This window comes from Corynebacterium gottingense (genome assembly GCF_002285125.1).
Lineage (GTDB): Bacteria > Actinomycetota > Actinomycetes > Mycobacteriales > Mycobacteriaceae > Corynebacterium > Corynebacterium gottingense.
The window spans coordinates 13,116-33,455 of the sequence record NZ_NSGN01000002.1 but is presented as its reverse complement, the minus strand read 5'-3'; the positions used below and the strand labels follow the sequence as shown (position 1 = coordinate 33,455).

Annotated in this window: 17 protein-coding genes; 12 read left to right on the top strand and 5 right to left on the bottom strand. The window is 66.0% G+C overall.

Features of this window, described 5'->3' with window-relative positions; translation table 11 throughout:
* Positions 1–4 precede the first annotated feature (4 nt).
* Both CKJ82_RS02305 and CKJ82_RS02300 read right to left on the bottom strand, forming a co-directional pair.
* On the bottom strand, positions 5–925 hold the full coding sequence (locus CKJ82_RS02305; RefSeq protein WP_095536870.1) for a TetR family transcriptional regulator C-terminal domain-containing protein: 921 nt from the start codon (positions 923–925) through the stop codon (positions 5–7).
* Positions 926–994: 69 nt separating this feature from the next.
* The gene (locus CKJ82_RS02300) at positions 995–2,263 is read right to left on the bottom strand and encodes an alpha/beta fold hydrolase (RefSeq protein ID WP_165765361.1); all 1,269 of its coding nucleotides are present in this window, start codon (positions 2,261–2,263) and stop codon (positions 995–997) included.
* 61 nt (positions 2,264–2,324) lie between these two features.
* Here CKJ82_RS02300 and uvrB point away from each other — a divergent pair, with 61 nt between their 5' ends.
* From uvrB to CKJ82_RS02285, 3 genes are all read left to right on the top strand, one after another.
* Entirely contained in the window at positions 2,325–4,424 is a 2,100-nt protein-coding gene (uvrB, locus tag CKJ82_RS02295; RefSeq protein WP_095278830.1) for an excinuclease ABC subunit UvrB, read from the top strand.
* Between the two features lie 25 nt (positions 4,425–4,449).
* Entirely contained in the window at positions 4,450–4,908 is a 459-nt protein-coding gene (locus CKJ82_RS02290) for a universal stress protein (RefSeq protein WP_095536868.1), read from the top strand.
* Between the two features lie 68 nt (positions 4,909–4,976).
* Positions 4,977–5,420, top strand: coding sequence for a universal stress protein (locus CKJ82_RS02285; RefSeq protein WP_095536867.1), 444 nt, complete (start codon positions 4,977–4,979; stop codon positions 5,418–5,420).
* Between the two features lie 44 nt (positions 5,421–5,464).
* On the opposite strand, the gene CKJ82_RS02280 is transcribed toward CKJ82_RS02285, so the two are convergent.
* The 3 genes from CKJ82_RS02280 to CKJ82_RS02270 form a co-directional block, all read right to left on the bottom strand.
* Positions 5,465–7,696, bottom strand: coding sequence for a HelD family protein (locus CKJ82_RS02280; protein ID WP_240510646.1), 2,232 nt, complete (start codon positions 7,694–7,696; stop codon positions 5,465–5,467).
* 115 nt (positions 7,697–7,811) lie between these two features.
* Complete coding sequence (locus CKJ82_RS02275; protein ID WP_095536487.1) at positions 7,812–8,858, bottom strand: DoxX family protein; 1,047 nt, start codon at positions 8,856–8,858, stop codon at positions 7,812–7,814.
* Between the two features lie 131 nt (positions 8,859–8,989).
* Entirely contained in the window at positions 8,990–9,586 is a 597-nt protein-coding gene (locus CKJ82_RS02270; RefSeq protein WP_095536488.1) for an MBL fold metallo-hydrolase, read from the bottom strand.
* A gap of 103 nt (positions 9,587–9,689) precedes the next feature.
* Here CKJ82_RS02270 and uvrA point away from each other — a divergent pair, with 103 nt between their 5' ends.
* From uvrA to argC, 9 genes are all read left to right on the top strand, one after another.
* On the top strand, positions 9,690–12,542 hold the full coding sequence (uvrA, locus tag CKJ82_RS02265; RefSeq protein ID WP_095536865.1) for an excinuclease ABC subunit UvrA: 2,853 nt from the start codon (positions 9,690–9,692) through the stop codon (positions 12,540–12,542).
* Between the two features lie 291 nt (positions 12,543–12,833).
* The gene (gene infC, locus CKJ82_RS02260; protein ID WP_205691350.1) at positions 12,834–13,382 is read left to right on the top strand and encodes a translation initiation factor IF-3; all 549 of its coding nucleotides are present in this window, start codon (positions 12,834–12,836) and stop codon (positions 13,380–13,382) included.
* A 31-nt stretch (positions 13,383–13,413) separates the two neighbouring features.
* Positions 13,414–13,608, top strand: coding sequence for a 50S ribosomal protein L35 (rpmI, locus tag CKJ82_RS02255; protein WP_095278838.1), 195 nt, complete (start codon positions 13,414–13,416; stop codon positions 13,606–13,608).
* 57 nt (positions 13,609–13,665) lie between these two features.
* Complete coding sequence (rplT, locus tag CKJ82_RS02250; RefSeq protein WP_095278839.1) at positions 13,666–14,049, top strand: 50S ribosomal protein L20; 384 nt, start codon at positions 13,666–13,668, stop codon at positions 14,047–14,049.
* Positions 14,050–14,156: 107 nt separating this feature from the next.
* The gene (locus tag CKJ82_RS02245) at positions 14,157–14,660 is read left to right on the top strand and encodes a TM2 domain-containing protein (RefSeq protein ID WP_095278840.1); all 504 of its coding nucleotides are present in this window, start codon (positions 14,157–14,159) and stop codon (positions 14,658–14,660) included.
* Between the two features lie 22 nt (positions 14,661–14,682).
* Complete coding sequence (locus CKJ82_RS02240) at positions 14,683–15,495, top strand: TrmH family RNA methyltransferase (RefSeq protein WP_095278841.1); 813 nt, start codon at positions 14,683–14,685, stop codon at positions 15,493–15,495.
* A gap of 120 nt (positions 15,496–15,615) precedes the next feature.
* Entirely contained in the window at positions 15,616–16,662 is a 1,047-nt protein-coding gene (gene pheS, locus CKJ82_RS02235; protein ID WP_095278842.1) for a phenylalanine--tRNA ligase subunit alpha, read from the top strand.
* Positions 16,663–16,695: 33 nt separating this feature from the next.
* Positions 16,696–19,215, top strand: coding sequence for a phenylalanine--tRNA ligase subunit beta (pheT, locus tag CKJ82_RS02230; RefSeq protein ID WP_095536864.1), 2,520 nt, complete (start codon positions 16,696–16,698; stop codon positions 19,213–19,215).
* Between the two features lie 51 nt (positions 19,216–19,266).
* Complete coding sequence (argC, locus tag CKJ82_RS02225; RefSeq protein WP_095536863.1) at positions 19,267–20,310, top strand: N-acetyl-gamma-glutamyl-phosphate reductase; 1,044 nt, start codon at positions 19,267–19,269, stop codon at positions 20,308–20,310.
* Positions 20,311–20,340: the final 30 nt, after the last annotated feature.

The following is a 20,340-nucleotide window of genomic DNA, read 5'->3' as shown; positions in this document are numbered from 1 at the left end:
TCGTTCACACCTTGCTTTCGTGTGCTTGGGAATCTCGGGCGGGGGCAACGTCTGGGGGCGAGCTTGCTGGCTCGCGGCCTGCGCCGCCGCTATCGCTGTGCGTGATCCAGCCGCGGATGCTGCCGGTGACCACCGCGTGGACGTCGGCCGGGCTGAGGTCGCCCGCGAGCATTCGGATCCCCAGGCCGTCGATGAGCGCGGTCAGCGCCGTGACCATGGTCTGGGGGTCCCCGGCCCGGAAGGTGCCGTTGTCTATGCCCTCTTGCACGACAGGCAGGAGTTCCCGCTGCCAGCGCGAGTACGCGATCTCGGTGGCGTCGTGCGCATCGGTGAAAATGGCGGAGGAGGACCAGAACTGCGCCCAGGTTGCCCATTCGCGATGCGCCTCCGGGGAGCCGTCGAGTTGGACGGCGAAGAGCGCGTTGAGCCGGTCGACCGGGTCTGCGACCGCGTGCGCTGACGCCCGGCGCGCAATGCCCTGCAGCGAACAGGCATCCAAGGTAGCCAGGAAGATCTCGTTCTTGGTGGGGAAGTAGTAGTGCACGGCGGAGGCGGACATGCCCGCGGCGGCGGCGATGTCGGCCACGGTCACTGGCTGGTACCCGTGCGCCGCAAACAGCGGCCACGCGGCGCTGACAATGGCGTGCCGGCGGCTTGATCGCGCCTGGTCGCGCCGTGCCTGGTCGCGCCGTGCGTCGTGCTGGCGCGGTGGGCGTGGCTCGCCGTGGACGGCGAGCTCCCGGGCGGGGACGCCGGTGAGGTCGGCCAGGAGGGCCAGCTCCGTTGCGGTGAAGCGCCGCACCCCGGAGAGGGACTTTGAGAGTTTGCTCGCGTCAATGCCCAAGTGCTGAGCGACGTCGCGCTGCCGCAAGCCGGAGGCGGCGATGGCGGCGCGCGCCGCGTCATATGGGTGGGCTGGAGTCATAACAATGACCGTATAAATAGCTGGAAGGAGTCGCAACTCCCTGACGCGGAGTCAGGGAATCGTTCGCAATTACGCCCTATCCGGGGGCAACGCGGCGTGCACCTGGCGGAACACTTCGTCGCCGTGGAGATAGATGCCGTCGTGCTGGTACGTCGGGTGCGTGGTGACGGACAGGTTGGGAATCTGCGCCGCCTGGGCGCGGGCGTAGTCAAAGGGGACGAAAAGGTCGTCCTCGTAGAGCAGGACGGCGGCGGGTGTGTCGTTCGCGCGCAGCGCGTCGGCGTCCACGCTGGGGCGCTGGCCGGTGCGTTGCGCAATACCCTCCACCGCCTTGCGGAACGGGCGGAGCGCAGGGTCCTGGTCGAAGTGGAACGGGAAGAAGGCGTTGCCCAGCAGATAGAAGGGAGCGTCGCTCCGCGGGTCCGCGTGGACCGAAAACCCTTCGGCCTCCTCGTACGTCCGGGCGCCGGGCCAGTTGGTGGGACGCGGGGTCAGGCCGGCGAAAATCTGGTCGTGGACCACGGCCCATAGGGGGTTGGGCGCCAGGCTGAGCATCGCGCCCGCCGCAGCGAGGAAGTCGGTGCGCAGCCGCTTGTGCGCGCCGCGGTGGAACGGTGCTTCGAGCAGCATGGCAAGCGTGTCCGCACCAGTTTCCTCGCCGAGCCGCACGCCCACGAAGCGGAAGCGCTCCGGGGTGAGCCGCTCGCCGGTGGGCAGAAACTCCTCGGTGTCCGCCAGGTGCGCGCACACCTCCCGGACACGCCCTTCGGCCCACGGCACCGCGGCGTAGAAGCGCTCGACGCGTTGGGCCATGAGCGCCACCGACTGGCGGTTGAACTCCTCCGGCGTGGTCCCGAACGGCGGGACCACGCCAGTCATCATCGCGCGCCCAATGCCCTCCGGAAAGTAGGAGAGGTAGGCGCCGACACAGATCCCGCCAAATGAGTTGCCCAGGATGTCCCAGGTGTCAAAGCCAAGGTGGCGGCGCAGGTCCTCGGCGTCGGCGGCGATGTCGGGTGGGCGGAGGCGGGAGAGATGCGCGGCGTCGAGAAGCGTGCACTGCGTCGCATCGATCCTGGTGGAACGGCCGGTGCCTCGCTCGTCGATGAGGAAGACGCGGTAGTGCTTGAGTGCCTCGGGGATCCACCCCATGAGCATGCGCGGGCCGGGGTTGCCGGGGCCGCCCTGGAAGTAGGCGAGGGGCGGCGCGTCGGGGTCGGTGTACAGCTCGCGCGCGAAGAGCTCGAGGGTGCCTAGCGACGCGTCAGTGCGGTCCCAGGGGACGCGGATGACGTGCTCGCGGATCTGGAAACCGTGGGGGATCAGCGTAGAAAGCATGTGCCTCATTCTGGCACGGCGGCAGCGGAGCAGTTGGGGAGCGGCGAGTATGCTGACAGCCATGGCTTTCGCTGCAGAACACCCAGTCCTTGCGCACTCCGAGTTCCGCCCCGTCGGCGAGATTGAGCGGCGCGAAAAGCCGTTTGAGGTGGTCTCCGAGTTCGAACCGTCCGGCGACCAGCCCGCCGCGATCGCGGAGCTGGACGAGCGGCTGCGCCGCGGCGAGGAGGACGTCGTGCTCATGGGCGCCACGGGCACAGGTAAGTCCGCGACGGCGGCGTGGCTGATTGAGCAGCAGCAGCGGCCCACGCTGGTGATGGCGCCGAACAAGACGCTGGCCGCGCAGCTGGCAAACGAGCTGCGGCAGCTACTGCCCAACAACGCCGTCGAGTATTTCGTCTCCTACTACGACTACTACCAGCCGGAGGCGTACATCGCGCAGACCGATACCTACATTGAGAAGGACTCGTCCATCAATGATGACGTGGAGCGCTTGCGCCACTCCGCAACCTCCGCGCTGCTGAGCCGCCGCGACGTGGTCGTCGTCTCCTCCGTGTCCTGCATCTACGGCCTGGGCACTCCGCAGTCCTACCTGGACCGCTCGATCGTGCTGCGCGTGGACGAGGAGGTCGAGCGCGACCGGTTCCTGCGTCTGCTCGTGGACGTCCAATACGAGCGCAACGACATCGACTTCAAGCGCGGCACCTTCCGCGTCAAGGGCGACACCGTCGACATCATCCCCGCCTACGAGGAGGTCGCCGTGCGCGTCGAGTTCTTCGGCGACGAGGTCGACTCGCTCTACTACATCCACCCGCTCACGGGCGACGTACTCAGCCAGGAGGACGAGGTGCGCATCTTCCCGGCCACCCACTACGTGGCCACCGAGGAACGCATGGAAAAGGCGATCCAGGCGATCAAGGAGGAGCTCGCCGACCGGCTCGAGGAACTGGAGAGCAAGGGCAAGCTCCTCGAGGCGCAGCGCCTGCGGATGCGCACCGAGTACGACCTGGAGATGATCCAGCAGGTGGGGTTCTGCTCCGGTATTGAGAACTACTCGCGGCACATGGACGGCCGCGGCCCCGGCTCCGCGCCGGCCACGCTCATTGACTACTTCCCGGAGGACTTCCTCACCATCATTGATGAGTCCCACGTGACCGTGCCCCAGATCGGCGGCATGTTTGAGGGCGACATGTCGCGCAAGCGAAACCTCGTGGAGTTCGGGTTCCGCCTGCCCAGTGCCGTCGATAATCGGCCCCTGACCTTCGACGAGTTCGAGGCGCGCGTAGGGCAGACCGTGTACATGTCGGCGACCCCGGGCGACTACGAGCTCGAGGCCGCGCAGGGCGAGTACGTCGAGCAGGTGATCCGCCCGACCGGACTGGTGGACCCGAAGGTGACCGTCAAGCCGACGAAGGGGCAGATCGACGACCTCATCGACGAGGTGCGCCAGCGCGTGGACAAACAGGAGCGCGTGCTCGTGACCACGCTGACCAAGCGCATGGCCGAGGACCTCACCGACTACCTGCTCGACCACGGCATCAAGGTGCGCTACCTGCACTCCGACATTGATACGCTGCAGCGCGTCGAGTTACTGCGCCAGCTCCGGCTTGGCGAGTTCGACGTGCTCGTGGGCATCAACCTCCTGCGCGAGGGCCTCGACCTGCCCGAGGTCTCGCTCGTGGCCATTCTGGACGCGGACAAGGAGGGCTTCCTGCGCTCCACGAAGTCGCTCATTCAGACCATCGGCCGCGCGGCCCGCAACGTCTCCGGCGAGGTCATCATGTACGCCGACACAATCACCGAATCCATGCAGGAGGCGATCGATGAGACCGAGCGCCGCCGCGAGAAGCAGCTGGCCTACAACAAGGAGCACGGCATCGACCCGCAGCCGCTGCGCAAGAAGATCGCCGACATCCTCGACCAGGTCTACGAAAACGGCGATGCCGAGGAACAGGCGAGCCTGAGCTCGGATGCAGCGGTGGCAGAGAAGCCGGACGTGACCACCATGGCCTCCGACGAGGTGCAGAAGCTTATTGACGATCTGACGAAGCAGATGGGCGACGCGGCCCGCGAGCTGAAGTTTGAGCTCGCCGGCCGACTCCGCGATGAGATTGCAGATCTGCGCAAGGAACTCCGTGGTATGAAAGACACAGGAAACTAGAACGAGAAAGGGCGCAATACCCATCATGCACACTTACACATCCATCGCCGTGGGCACCGACGGTTCGCCGACCTCCCTGGTGGCCGTCCGCGCCGCAGCCAGCCTGGCCCGCGTGTACGACGCCCAGCTCACCGTGATCTGCGCGCACTACACCGCGTCCGGTTCCATGCTGAACTCCACGAACGCCGAGCTGAGCAAGATCGACATCGTGACCGAGACCGGTGCCCAGGAGATCCTGACCCGCGCCCGCGCGATCGCGGAGGAGGAGCAGGCCCCGAAGGTCAACGTCGTGTCCAAGGCAGGCCAGCCGGCGAACGTGCTGCTTGAGTCCGTCTCGGAGTACGAGGTCGACCTGCTCGTGGTGGGCAATAAGGGGATGCGCTCGCTGGCTGGCCGGGTATTTGGCAACATCCCCGGGAGCGTGGCAAAGAAGGCTCCGGTGGACGTTATGCTGGTAGATACCAGGGCCGAGGGGCATAACTAACCTCCCCGGAGCACCCGGAGTACCATGTCCACAGATTCCTAAACTCGATGAAAGGTCACCCAGACACTATGGCTGAGTACTACAACACCATCGTCGTCGGCTCCGACGGCTCCAAGTCCTCCCTCCTCGCTGTGGAGCGCGCGGCACGGATGGCAGCGGCCTTCGGGGCAACGCTGGTCATCGGCACGGCGTACTACCGCACCGAAGAGGACGCCTCCAAGGCCTTGCGCCAGGACTCGGTGACGATTCTGGGCGACGAGCAGGCGCTGAAGAACCTCGAGGAGGCCGCTGAGCACGCTCGCTCCTTCGGCGTCGAGGATGTGCAGACCGCGACCCGCCCGGGCACCCCGGTCGAGGCGCTCATGGCGATCGTGAACGACAACAAGGCTGAGCTGCTGGTCGTGGGCAACCGCGGCATCAACTCGCTGACCGGCCGCCTGCTGGGCTCCGTGCCGGCTGACGTTGCCCGTCAGTCCGACTGCGACGTGATGATCGTCCACACCGTCAAGTAACGGTGACCCCGCCGCGCTGCGCGGCGGGGCGCTGACGGTGGCGCTTAGCCGATCACCGTCAGGCTCTGAGTCGCTCGCGTAGCGGCAACGTAGAGGTCTTGCCACCCCTGTGGCGAGGCCTCTACTACTTTGTCCGGATCGACCACGATGACGTGGTCAAACTCCAACCCCTTCATCTGCGCCACGTTGGCGGCATCGATGACGGCAACGGTGCGCTGCTCCTGCGCATCCCCCTGGTGCAGCTCCACGCGCACCCACTCCGGGTCGGTCCCGGCAGGCAGGCGGCGCACCGGAACACCGGTCTCGCGGATGGCTACCGACGCCTGCGCCTCCGGGTCGATCTGCGCCAGGACGTCGCCCGCGTACTCCATGATTTCCGCGGGGGTGCGGTAGTTTACCGTGAGCTCGTGGGTGACAAACCGCTCGCCGACGAACGGCGCGAGTGACGCGGCCCAGTCGTCCGTGCCGGCGGGCGCCGACGTCTGCGCGGGGTCGCCCACCAGCGTCATCCACCTTGACGGGCACCGGCGGAACACCATTCGCCACTCCATGGGGGAGAGCTCCTGCGCTTCGTCGACGATCACGTGGCCGTAGGCCCAGGTGTGATCCGCCCGCGCGCGCTGCGCGGTGGAGCGGATGTCGGTGACGCGCTGGCGGCTTGCCAGGGTCTCCGCGTCGATGACGTCGGCAGCGGAAAGGATTTCCGCTTCGAACTGGTCGTCGTCGTTGTCCGTGGACTCGGAGGACGCGAGCACGTCAAGGGCGTCGGCGGCCTCCTCGACCTGCTGGCGCCACTGCGCGTCCTCCTTCGCGCGCTGGTCCTCGGGCGCGACGACGCCGATGAGGACGGACAGCTCGTCGATAAGCGCGGTGTCCGACGCGAAGAACCCCGAACCCGGCGCGCGGTAGAGCGCGTCTTGGGTGTAGGCGTCGTAGTCCCCGGCGACCTTTGCGATGCGCGCGCGGTCCGTGAGCGTGACGTCGAGGACCTCGGCGGGGTCGAGCTCCGGGAAGTGCTCGTCCACCAGCGCGATCACCTGCGGGTCGTCGGCGAGGTCGTCGTGCAGCTGGTCCACGTCCGCGGCGGAGAGGAGGTTGCGGCCGCCGAGCGGGTCCGCGCCGATCTTCTCCGCCAGGGCCTCCGCGAGCGACTGCGTGAGGTGCTCGGCGAAGTACTCGCGGGCCTGGTTGTGCGGTTTGCGCGAACGCCGGGCGCGGGTGCGTGCCGCCTTCACCATCGCCGGGGTGGCCTCGATGTCGACGGAGTCGATCTTCAAGGTGACGGGGCGCTCGGGCACCGTCTCAAAGGCCTGCACGGCGCGCTTGAGCACCGTGACCATCTCCTCCGAGCCCTTGACCTCGCGCGCAGCCAACGGCTCCGCGTCACGCGCCGGCGTGAACCCGGGGACGAGGTCCTCGATGGTGGACAGGACGACGCCGGTTTCGCCCAACTCGGGCAGGACGCGGGAGATGTACTCCAGAAACGTCGGGTTCGGGCCGATGATGAGCACGCCGGTGCGCGAAAGCTGCTCGCGCCAGGTGTACAGCAGGTAAGCCACGCGGTGCAGCGCGACTGCGGTCTTACCGGTGCCGGGGCCACCCTGGACGACCATGACGCCGCGAGTGGCGTCGCGGATGATCTCGTCCTGCTCGCGCTGGATCGTCTCCACGATGGACTGCATGTGGCCGGTGCGCGCGGTGTTCATGGCGCGGCGCAGCGCGGCCTCGGAACCGACGTTGCCGCCGTCGGTCGCTGACTCTGCGGCACCAGGCTGGTCGGCGTCGGTGCTGTCTCCAGACAGGACCTCGTCATCCACCGCCGTCACCTTGCGGCCGCGCATGCGGATGTTGCGGCGCTGTTCAACGCCCTCGGGGTGCGCCGTGGTTGCCAGGTAAAACGGCCGCGCCAGTGGCGCGCGCCAGTCCAGCAGGAGGGTGCGGTAGTTGTCCGCGCGATCGTCCATCCCCATGCGACCGATGTAACGCCGCTCGAGCCCAGGACGCCCCGGGACCGGATTCTCCACGTCCGTGTCGGCGACGTCGATGCGGCCGAAGACCAGCCCCACCTCGGCGATGTTGAGTGCATCGAGTTTGGCGTTGAGCCCGTGGTACTCCGTTTCGCGGCGCACGAGTGCGTCCGAGTCCGGGTTGTCTGGGTCGACGTCGCGCTGCACCGCAGCCAGCTTCTCTTGGGCTGCGGTGACCTCCGCATCCAGGTGCCGGAAGAGCTCATCGACGTAAGCCTGCTCGGATGCGATGTGTTGGGGATTTCTCACCCGCGTGTACCTCCTCACGATTCTCCGCGGTCAAACCGCGCCGTGTAAGCAACAAACGGCCCCGCCGCCCGGATTATTCCGGGGTGGCGGGGCCGCGGTGCGCGAAAGCGGGGGATTAGCCCAGCTTCTTCTGCAGCTTCTTCACCGACTTCTTGGCGCGCTTCTCGGCCTTTTTCGCCTTGCGCTTCCACTTCAGCTTCTGAATCCAAGACGGGTCAGCGTCGAGCTTGTCAAACGCAGCCTGCAGCTTATCGACGGAACCCTGTGCCTTCTTTTCCAGCTTCGCATGGTTCTTCTTCACCTTGTGCTTTGCGGAGAGCTTCTCCAGGGTGCTCGGGCGAAGGTCATCGATGGAGCCCTGCAGGTCGCCGACAATGCCGTGGACCTTGCGCTTGGCCTGGAACTGCTCGAGCTTGGACGGGGTAGCCTGCTCGATCAGCTTCTCCGCGTCGAAGTCCTTGTACGCGTCCTGCGCGCGGTCGGAGGTCTCAGCGAGGAACTTCGAGGTCTGCTTCTTTGCGTCCTCGAACCAGTCGCCGGCTACCTCGGTGGCGTGGGAAGCAGCCTTCTTCCAGTCGTCCTTGTTGTCATCGACGTAGCTGGTGACCTGGCTGGTGACCTGGTCGGTGGTGTCGGACAACCAGTCGCTGGCCTTGCTCATGGTCTTCTCGGTCTCGGACTGAGTGGGCAGCGCCTGCTGGACGTTCTTGCGCGCAACCTTTGCGGCATTCTGCGCGCGCCACTGCAGGCCCGGCTTGCCGGCCGTGTCGACGGTGGCCAGCAGGACGCCGCCTGCGAGTGCGACATCGGTCAGCGCGCCGGTGCGGCGGCGGGCCTTGTCGTCCGCATCATCTGCCTCCCAGAACGCGTTGCGCCCGATCAGGGACGGGACGGTGGAGAGGGCGAGCAGGGACGCGGAGGTGCGCGGCATCTTGCCGATGGCGAAGAGGCTACCGGCACCGGCCTTGACGCCACCCACGATCTGGGCGGCGGTCTCCGGGTCCTTCGGCAGGAAGCTGCGGTACTGACGCGGCAGTACGGAGCGCACCTTCTTCAGTGCGGAGTCCGCAGCGTCCTTGTGCGACGCCGGGTTCAGCGCGGTCTCAACGCCGTCAATGATGTAAACGGACGCCAACATCGGGCGAGCGATCTTACGGATCATCTTGCAAACCAGTCCTTTTCATTTGATCGTGGTTTATTCAGGTTCATGCTGGAGCCCACAGCGGGACTCTTCTGGGCACAACTGTACTTACGTTCCGGTCTCATCGGGGAAACTCGGTGAAAAACGCTCGGCTACCAGCGACGCTGCCACCACTCATCCAGGTGGGGTCGTTCCTCGCCCAGCGTCGTCGGCTTCCCGTGGCCTGGGCGGACGATGGTGTCGTCCGCGTAGGCGTCGAACAGCTTGGTTTTCACCTCGTTGAAGAGGCGGACAAAATCGCCCTCGGAGGCCGTCTTGCCCAGGCCACCGGGGAAGAGGGAGTCGCCGACGAAGAGGTTCGTCGCGCCGTCGATCTCCGCCGCGAGCGCCGCGCCGCCGGGGGTGTGGCCGCGCAGGATCATGACGGGGAACTGCTGGCCGTCGAACTCGAGGGTGTCGCCGTCCTTGAGCTCGCGGTCCACCGGCGCCGGCAGTGCGGGCGCGTCCAGGAACGGCGCCCAGTGCGTCGCGCCGGTCGCTTCGAGGACCTCCTTGAGCGCGCGGACGTGGTCGTGGTGGCGGTGCGTGGTGAGCACGTCGGTGATCTCCACGCCCGCGTCGCTGGCGAGGGAGAGGAGTGCGGCGGGGTCGGCGGCGGCGTCGATAAGCAGCCCCTTGCCCTGGGAAGCGATGAGGTAGCAGTTGTTGTCCATCTCGGAGACGGAAATCTGGTGCAATGAAAGCGTCATGGCGCCCCAGCGTAGCCGGGCGGGAATAGCTCGGGGGTGGCCCGAGTTGGTAGTTTCTAGGACTGAACCCCACAGAGAACCGCTAGGGAAGGGACGTGGTGACGTGGCCGAATGGCTGACCGTGCGCGGCGCGCGCGAACACAACCTCAAGGGCGTCGACATTTCGCTACCGCGAGACAAGATGGCCGTGTTTACCGGGCTCTCCGGCTCGGGCAAGTCTTCCCTGGCGTTCGACACGATCTTTGCGGAAGGCCAGCGCCGGTACGTGGAGTCCCTGTCCTCGTACGCCCGCATGTTTCTGGGGCAGATGGACAAGCCGGACGTGGATTACATCGACGGGCTCAGCCCCGCGGTGTCCATCGACCAAAAGTCCACGAACCGCAACCCACGCTCGACCGTGGGCACGATCACGGAAATCTATGACTACCTGCGTCTGCTGTACTCGCGCGCGGGGACGCCACACTGCCCGGTGTGCGACGCGGTGATCCAGCGGCAGACGCCGCAGCAGATCGTCGACCAGGTCCTTGAGTACGAGGAGCGCACGAAGTTCCAGGTGCTCGCGCCGATCGTGCGCAAGCGCAAGGGCGAGTTCCAGGACCTGTTCGCAGACCTGGCCTCCCAGGGCTATTCCCGCGTGAACGTGGACGGAGAGACCTACCAACTCTCCGAGCCGCCGAAGCTGGAAAAGCAGATCAAGCACACGATCGACGTCGTCGTGGACCGCCTGCAGGTGAAGGAGAGCCAAAAGCAGCGCCTCACCGACTCCGTCGAGACCGCGCTGAAGCTTGCCGACGGGCTCGTCGGGTTCGACTTCGTCGGCCTGGACGCGGACGACCCGGATCGCGTGCAGATCTTCTCGGAGAAGATGGCCTGCCCGAACGGACACAAGCTGGACGTGGAGGAGTACGAGCCCCGCGCATTCTCGTTCAACTCCCCGTTCGGCGCGTGCCCGGCCTGCGACGGCCTGGGGATGCGCAAGGAGATTGACACCGACCTGGTCATCCCGGACCCGGACGCCCCCGCGGTCGACGCGTTCCAGCCGTGGAACTCGAGCCCGAACAAGAAGTACTTCGTGCGGCTCATCGAGGCGCTGGCCAAGGAAGAAGGCTTCGACGCGCACGTCCCGTTCTCCTCGCTGACCAAGACGCAGCAGAAGCACCTGGTCAACGGTTCGAAGACCAAGGTGAGCGTGCGGTATAAGAACCGCTACGGCAGGCAGCGCTCCTTCAGCGCCGCGTACGAAGGCGTGATCGGCTACCTGGAGCGGAAGCTCGAGCAGGCGGAGACGGACACGCAGAAGGAGCGCCTGCTCGCTTACACCCGCGAGGTCCCGTGCCCGACGTGTAAGGGGGCGCGCCTGAAGCCGGAGATCCTGGCGGTGCGCTTGGACTCCACGACGCACGGCGAGCGCTCGATTGCCGGGCTGACCGAGCTGTCCATCGAGGACGCGTCGGAATACCTGGACCACCTGGTGCTGGGGTACCGCGAGGAGATGATCGCCGGTGCCGTGCTGCGCGAGATCCAGGCAAGGCTCCACTTCCTGCTGGACGTGGGCCTGAACTACCTCACGCTGTCGCGTTCCGCCGGGACGCTCTCCGGCGGCGAGGCGCAGCGTATCCGCCTGGCCACGCAGATCGGCTCGGGACTTGCTGGCGTGCTGTACGTGCTGGATGAGCCCTCCATCGGCCTGCACCAGCGCGACAACAACAGGCTCATCGCCACGCTGAAGAAGCTGCGTGACCTTGGCAACACACTCGTGGTGGTGGAGCACGACGAGGACACGATCCGCGAGGCGGACTGGCTCATCGACATCGGCCCGCGCGCCGGTGAGTACGGCGGCGAGGTGGTCTACCAGGGCGAGCCCGACGGACTCGTCGAGGCGGAAGGCTCGCTCACCGGCGACTACATCGCCGGCCGCAAGAAGATCGAGGTGCCTGCGCAGCGGCGACCGCTGGATAAGGACCGGAAGATCAAGGTGGTCGGGGCCCGCGAGAACAACCTGAATAACGTCAGCGTGGAGATTCCGCTCGGCCTGCTCGTCGCGGTGACGGGCGTGTCCGGCTCCGGCAAGTCCACCCTGGTCAACGAGATCCTGGCCAAGACTCTGCAGAACGAACTGAACGGCGCCCGCCAGGTTCCCGGCCGCGTCAAGCGCGTGGAGGGGCTGGACTCGTTGGACAAGCTGGTCCAGGTAGATCAGAGCCCGATCGGGCGCACGCCGCGCTCGAACCCGGCGACGTACACGGGCGTGTTTGACAAGATTCGCAACCTTTTTGCCGAAACACAGGAGGCGAAGGTGCGCGGGTACAAGGCGGGCCGCTTCTCCTTCAACGTCAAGGGTGGCCGGTGCGAGGCCTGCCGCGGCGACGGCACCATCAAGATCGAGATGAACTTCCTGCCCGATGTGTACGTGCCCTGCGAGGTGTGTGGCGGCGCGCGCTACAACAGGGAGACCCTCGAGGTCCGCTACAAGGGGAAGACGATCGCGGAGGTGCTGGAGATGCCGATCTCCGAGGCCGCCGAGTTCTTCGAACCGATTTCTTCCATTCACCGGTACCTCGCCACGCTTGTCGACGTCGGCCTCGGCTACGTCCGCCTGGGACAGTCCGCGACGACCCTGTCCGGCGGCGAGGCGCAGCGTGTGAAGCTGGCAACCGAGCTACAAAAGCGATCCAACGGCCGCACCATCTACATCCTGGACGAGCCGACGACCGGCCTGCACTTCGAGGACATTCGCAAGCTGATGCTCGTGCTCAACGGCCTGGTGGAGAAGGGCAACACCGTCCTGGTTATCGAGCACAACCTCGACGTTGTAAAGTCCGCCGACTGGATCATCGACATGGGCCCGGAGGGCGGCTCCGGCGGCGGCACCGTGGTTGCGCAGGGAACGCCCGAGGACGTGGCAGCGGTGGAAGGTTCGTTTACGGGCGAGTACCTGCAAAAGGTCCTGCACTAGCTGCCGGGGCGGGGTGCGGAGAATCGAAATAGCCCGTCTCGGCGTGCGATTTGGTGTCTCTCGCAACGGCTGCTAGCATATGCACCACTACCGCCCAGTGCTCCTGATTCAGGTGTACGGGCCGCAAGTGGAGTTACTCCCACCCCACGCCGCGCAGCAGCGCAGGATACGGGTCAACGGTATGGCACACGCGAGACGTGTGTTGTGCTGAACGGATGAACTCCCGCTGGCGTAAACGCTAGCGGGTTTTTCGTGTGGGATGACGTCGCTTGGGGCTCGGTAGCGATCACATTGTCATTCTCGTCTTTAGGAGTTCTCATCAGCGCTGAAGCTCGGATCAACGAACGAATCCGCGTACCGGAAGTTCGCCTCGTCGGCCCGTCCGGCGAGCAGGTGGGCATTGTCCGCACGGATGATGCCCGCAAGTTGGCGTACGACGCGGACCTCGACCTGGTCGAGGTCGCGCCGAAGGCCAAGCCGCCCGTGGCCAAGATCATGGATTACGGCAAGTACAAGTACGAGCAGGATCAGAAGGCCCGCGAGGCTCGCAAGAACCAGCAGCAGACCGTGGTGAAGGAACAGAAGTTCCGCCCGAAGATCGATGAGCACGATTACCAGACGAAGAAGGGCAATGTCGAGCGCTTCCTGGAGAAGGGCAACAAGGTCAAGGTGACCATCATGTTCCGTGGCCGCGAGCAGTCGCGTCCGGAACTCGGCTACCGCCTCCTCGAGCGTCTTGCAGACGACATCGGTGAGCTGGGCGTGGTCGAGTCTCGTCCGAAGCAGGACGGTCGCAACATGACGATGGTCTTCGGGCCGGCTCGCAAGGGCAAGAAGTAGCACACATTTTCAACTCTGAAGGGCTTTTACCATGAAGCAGAAGACCCACAAGGGCACCGCAAAGCGCATCAAGGTCAACGGCAAGGGCAAGCTGCGCCGCGAGCAGGCCGGCAAGCGCCACCTCAACGAGTCGCTGTCCTCCAAGCGTCGCCGCAAGCTGTCCGGCACCACCGACGTCGCACGGGCAGATCAGAAGCGCATGAAGCGCCTTCTTGGCCGCGCATAGTTCAACCAGCGCCCCGTAACCAGCACAAATACCGAATAAGTAAAGGAAGTTTGACTCATGGCACGTGTGAAGCGTTCAGTCAACGCCAAGAAGAAGCGCCGCGCAATCCTCAAGTCCGCGAAGGGCTACCGCGGCCAGCGCTCCCGCCTGTACCGCAAGGCCAAGGAGCAGTGGCTGCACTCCCAGACCTACGCGTACCGCGACCGTCGTAAGCGCAAGGGTGAGTTCCGCAAGCTGTGGATCCAGCGCATCAACGCCGCTGCTCGTCTCAACGACATCACCTACAACCGCCTCATCCACGGCCTGAAGCTGGCCGAGGTCGAGGTCGACCGCAAGATCCTCGCCGAGCTTGCCGTCAACGACTTCGCTGCGTTCTCCGCGATCTGCGAGATTGCCAAGAACGCCCTCCCGGAGGACGTGAACGCTCCGAAGGCTGCGTAAGCACCCTTCGCTTATCGACGCCCACCTCACCCTCGCGCTTGCGAACGGGTCGGGGTGGGCGTTTCGCGTGCCCGGGCGTGTTCGGGTGCCTGAGTAAGGTGTGAGACATGACGAACCCCTATGACAACGGCAGCAACAACAACACCGGTGGACCCTACGGGAGCGGGTACCCCAGTGGACACGGCAATGGTGCAGATGACTGGTACTGGGACGAGCAGGGCGCGGCTGCCAACGAGTGGGCGCGCACCCGGCAGTTCTACGGCGGCAGACCCGGTAGCGCGAGCGCTCCCGCGCTGTCGGATCACTTCGAAACACTTCGCTCCTCAACCGCATCCGTGCAGCCTGTGAGGCAGCCCCGCGCATGGCCCCTTGCTGTCCTGCTGTGCCTTTTCTTTGGGCTTTTCGGTGTGCACAATTTTTACTTGGGGTACACCAAGCGGGGGCTTGTCCAATTGGGGCTCCACTTCTTCGGCTGGTTGACGACGTTCTTCTTGGTTGGCTTTGTCGTGTTGGGGGTGCTGGGGATCTGGGTGCTGTGCGACCTCGTCAGAATTTGCACGCGCAGCGGCTTCTACTCCACGGACGCGGACGGCGTGCCGTTGTTGCGGTAGCACGCCGGTAGAATCTAAGGCCATGAGCCTTGATTTCACGCAACCCTTTACTGAGCGCACCCCCCGAGTCGTCAACGCGGCGAAGCTGCACCGGGCGCAGGCCCGAAAGAAGGCGAACCGCTTCTTGGTGGAAGGCGCAAACTCAGTGGAGGCGGCCGTGGCGACGGGCGCGGCCACCGATCTTTTTGCCACAGAGCGTGCCGCAGACGAGTTCGCGGACATCATCACCACGGCGGACTACATGGACGTGTTCACCCACGCCATTACTGATCAGGCGGCGAAGCACATGTCTGATACGGTCCACACCACCGGGCTCTTCGCCGTGTGCAAGCCGTCGCTGTGGACTGTTGGAGCGGCGCTGCGCGGGACCCCAGAGTTCGTCGCCGTAGGAGTGGAAACGAACGACCCAGGCAACGCGGGCACCATCATCCGTATCGCCGATGCGACTGGCGCGGATGCCGTGATCTTTGCCGGAGAGACGGTGGACCCGGAATCTTCCAAGGTCGTGCGTTCCTCCGCCGGTTCGCTGTTCCACCTCCCCGTCGCACGCGAACGAAACATCAAGGACGTCCTGGGTCAGTTGCGCGCCAAAGGCTTGCAAATCGTCGCGACCGCCATGGACGGTGAAGTCTCCCTCGACGCAGCGGGGGAGGTGCTCGCGAAACCGACTGCGTGGCTCTTCGGCAACGAAGCGCACGGGCTCCCCGACGAGATCCTGGAACTGGCTGACCACCGGGTGGCAATTCCAATCAAGGGAAGCGCGGAGTCATTGAACCTCGCCACTGCTGCAGCAATGTGCATGTGGGAGTCCTCCAAGGTGCTCGGCCAGCATTAGGCGACGCGTCGGGCCGTGTGCGCCCTCGAAGTTGTCTCTGCAGGCGTCGGACAATTGATGTGTGCGCCCGGGTATGCTTGTGTGCGCTGAAATATCACCAGACAAGTGGAAGGGACGAGCGTGTCCGAGACCCCGGAGATTCAACTGACCGAGGAAGCGCTAGACAGCGCTGCCGCGGCGGCGATCGAAGCGTTTGAGAACGCGGCAGACTTGCCGGCGTTGGAAGAGGCGCATAGGCAGCATCTGGGGGAGAAGGCCTTTATCCCGCAGGCGCGGCGTGCCCTGGGCACCCTACCGAAGGACCAGCGCAAGGACGCTGGTCGGATGGTGAATATGGCGCGCGGGCGCGTCGAGAAGCGCTTTGCGCAGCTGCGCGAGCTGCGCGAGGCCGAATACCGTGCGCAGCAGCTCAAGGAAGAAGCGGTGGACGTCACGCTGCCGACAACTCGTGGGCAGGTCGGGGCGATGCACCCGATCACCACGCTGAGCGAGCAGATTGCGGACATTTTTGTCGGCATGGGCTGGGAAATCGCCGAGGGGCCGGAGGTTGAGGCGGAATACTTTAACTTCGACGCGCTCAACTTCATCCCGGATCACCCCGCGCGCACCCTGCAGGACACCTTCTACATTGGTGAGCCGGGCTCCAAGCAGGTCATGCGTACGCACACCTCGCCGGTGCAGGTGCGCTCCATGCTGGATCGTGACGTTCCGCTGTACATCGCGTGCCCGGGTCGCGTCTTCCGTACCGACGAGCTTGACGCCACGCACACCCCGGTGTTCCACCAGATTGAGGGCCTGGCCGTGGATAAGGGGCTGACCATGGCGCACCTTCGCGGCACCCTGGACCACCTGGCCAAGACGCTGTTCGGGCCGGCGGCGAAAACCCGCATGCGTACGAACTACTTCCCGTTCACGGAGCCGAGCGCTGAGGTGGACGTGTGGTTTGAAAACAAGAAGGGCGGCGCAGGTTGGATCGAGTGGGGCGGCTGCGGCATGGTCAACCCGAACGTGCTGCGCGCTGTCGGCGTGGATCCGGAAGAGTACCAGGGCTTTGCCTTCGGCATGGGCCTGGAGCGCACCCTGCAGTTCCGCAACGGGCTGACGGACATGCGCGACATGGTCGAGGGCGACGTGCGCTTCACCCTGCCGTTCGGCGTGCAGGCGTAAGCAGGCAATAGGAGAGAAGGGACAAGGACAACAATGCTGATTTCCAAGAACTGGATCACTCGCCTGCTGCGCAACGCGGGCAACGAGGGCTGGACCGTCACCGACGAGGAGCTGGACGCAGGCTTCGTCCGCGTGGGCTTCGAAACGGAGGGCTACGCGCCGATCGAGGAGACTACCGGCCCGCTCGTGCTGGGACGCGTCGCCGAGATTGAGAAGCTCACCGGGTTCAAGAAGCCGATCCGCTACTGCCAGGTCGACGTCGGCGACGCGAACGGCACCGGCGAGCTGCAGGGCATCATCTGCGGTGCGCGTAACTTCGCGCTCGGCGACTACGTCGTAGTGTCGCTGCCGGGCGCGGTCCTGCCGGGTGGCTTTGCCATCTCCGCGCGCAAGACCTACGACCACATCTCCAACGGCATGATGGCGTCCGCCGCGGAGCTCGGCATCACCACGAAGAGCGACGGCATCATCACCCTGCCCGAGGGTATGGGCAAGCCGGGCGATGATGCCCGCGAGATCCTCCAGCTCGATGACACGATCTTTGACGTCAACATCACCCCAGACCGTGGCTACGCGCTTTCCGCGCGCGGCCTGACCCGCGAGATCGCCTCCGCGTTCGACCTCACGTTCACCGATCCCGCCGCGGACCCGCAGGTCGCAGCCGTAGACACCTCGCAGGTCCCCGCAGTGCAGGGTTCGCTTATCGACGTCACCGTGGACGACTCCACCCGCGCTCGCCGCTTCGGGCTGGCCAAGGTCGAGGGCATTGACCCGGCAGCGAAGGCCCCGTTCTGGATGCAGCGCGAGCTCATGCTCTCCGGCATCCGCTCCGTCAACGCGGCGACTGACGTGACCAACTACGTCATGCTGCTCCTCGGCCAGCCGATGCACGCCTTTGACGCGGACAAGATCTCCGGCAACCTGCACGTGCGCAACGCGTCGGTGGGCGAGGAATTTGAGACGCTGGACCACACGAAGCGCACCCTGCTGGACTCCGACGTGGTCATCACCGACGACGCGGGCATCCAGTCCCTCGCGGGCGTGATGGGTGGCGTCACCTCTGAGATCTCGGACGAGACGGTAAACGTGTACTTCGAGGCCGCCAGCTGGGACGAGCTCACGGTGGCGAAGACGGCGCGCCACCACAAGCTGAGCTCGGAGGCGTCGCGCCGGTTCGAGCGTGGCGTCGACCCGGCCATCGTGGAGGTAGCCCTGGACGTTGCGTGCGCGCTGCTGACCAGCATCGCTGGCGGCGAGATCGCGTCCGGACGCACCCTCGTCGGCGCGGTCCCGCAGCGCGAGGCCATTGAACTGCCGGTGGCCGCGCCGTCCAAGCTCATCGGCGTCGAGTACGCCGAGGAGACGGTCGTGCGCCGCTTGGAGGAGGTCGGCTGCATCGTGGAAGCCGTGGAGAAGGCGGCCGAGGGCATCCTGGCTGTCACCCCGCCCACCTGGCGCGGCGACCTCACCGTCCCGGTCGAGCTGATCGAGGAAATCGTGCGCCTGGAAGGGCTGGACGACATCCCGTCTCTCCTGCCCACCCCGCGCGGTGGCCGCGGTCTGACTCCGGCGCAGCAGCGCCGCCGCGCCGTGACGCACGCGCTGGCCTACGCCGGTTACGCCGAGATTATCCCCACCCCGTTCATGGCAAACAGCACCTTCGACACCTGGGGCCTGGACGAGGAAGACCCGCGTCGCAACACCGTGAAGGTGCAGAACCCGCTGGATACTGACTACGGAGTGCTCGCCACGACGCTGCTGCCGGCGATGCTCGAGGCCGTAGGGAAGAACGTGGCACGCGGTCGCGCTGACATCGCGATGTACTCGGTGGCGCAAACGGCGTTCAAGCGCGCGGAAGCCTCGCCGCTGCCCAGCGTGGAAGCTCGCCCCGACGGGGCGACCATCTCGGGCATCCTGGATTCGGTGCCGCACCAGCCGCTGCATGTGGCAACCGTCGCGCTGGGCAACGCCGAGGAGGCAGGCCCGTTCGGCCAGGCTCGTGCCTACACCTGGGCAGACGCGCTCGAGTCGGCGCAGGTCGTGGCCCGCGCCGCAGGCGTTGAGCTCACGGTTGCCTCTGCGGAGTACCTGCCGTGGCACCCGGGCCGCTGCGCTGAGCTGCGCGTCGGCGCGACCGTCGTGGGGCACGCCGGCGAGCTTCACCCGCAGATTTTGGAGGCGCTCGAGCTGCCGCCGCGCGTGTGCGCGATGGAGCTCGACCTCTCCGCGCTGCCGTTTGCGGAGGTCCTCCCGGCCCCCATCCTTTCCGTCTACCCGGCGCTGCACCAGGACATCGCGCTCGTCGTCGACGAGGCAGTGCCGACCGAGGAGGTCCGCAGGGTCCTCGAAGAGGGGGCAGGTGAGCTGCTCGAGGGCGTCACGCTTTTCGACGTCTACCGCTCCGAACAGCTCGGCGAAGCCAAGAAGTCCCTGGCGTTTGGCCTGGTGTTCCGCGCACCGGACCGCACGCTCACCGAGGACGAGGCTTCCGAGGCCCGCCTCGCGGCGGCGGAGGCGGCCAAGGCCCGCTTCGGTGCCGAGATGCGTGGCTAAACCAAGAATGAATAATTTGCAGCCGACTGCATAAAAGCGTAGGGTGTCTGTATGACACTGAACGTAGCAGTCGCCGGGGCGACGGGGTACGCAGGCGGAGAAATCCTCCGCCTGCTCCTGCGCCACCCCCTGTACGAGTCGGGCGACCTCACTATCGGCGCACTGACCGGAAACTCCACGACGGGGCAGTCCGTCGCCGAGCTGATGCCACACCTGCCGCAGTTGGCGGATCGGGTCATCGAGCCGACCTCTGTGGAGGTGCTCGGCGGGCACGACGTCGTCTTCCTTGGGCTGCCGCACGGGGTCTCAGCCGAAATTGGCGCGAAGCTGCCGGACACAACGATCGTGATCGATTGCGCGGCGGATTTCCGTCTCCGTGATGCCGGCGCGTGGCAGCGCTACTACGGCTGCGCGCACGCGGGCAGCTGGCCCTACGGTATTCCGGAGATGCCCGGCCACCGTGACCAGCTGCGCGGCGCGACCCGCGTCGCCGTACCCGGCTGCTTCCCAACGGGTGCGACCCTCGCCGCCTACCCGGCCGTTGCAGCGGGGTTGGCGGTACCCGACCTCCGCGTTGTGGCTATCACCGGGGTCTCGGGCGGCGGCAAGAAAGCGTCCGTCGCCATGCTTGGCGCAGAGACGATGGGCTCGCTTAAGACGTACAAGACCGCAGGCGCGCACCGGCACACCCCGGAGATCGCGCAGAACATCGCCGAGGCCACGGATGAGGACGTCACCGTGAGCTTCACCCCGGTCCTGGCACCGCTCCCGCGCGGCATTCTCACCACCGTGACCATGCCGCTACGCAGCGGGATCGACGACGCCACCGCTCGCGCGGCGTACGAGTCGGCGTACGGCGACGAACCGTTCGTGCACGTCCTCCCGGAAGGCGCGCACCCGCAGACGCAGCACGTCGTGGGTGCAAATACGTGCCACGTTCAGGTTGAGGTCGACGAGGGAGCCGGAGTACTGCTCGCCACGTCCGCCATTGACAACCTGACTAAGGGCACCGGCGGCGCGGCAGTGCAGTGCATGAACCTCGCCCTCGGACTGGACGAGACGGCCGGCCTGCCACGACAGGGCGTCGCCCCCTAGCCCAGGCACACCTGGAAGATCATCCCTACA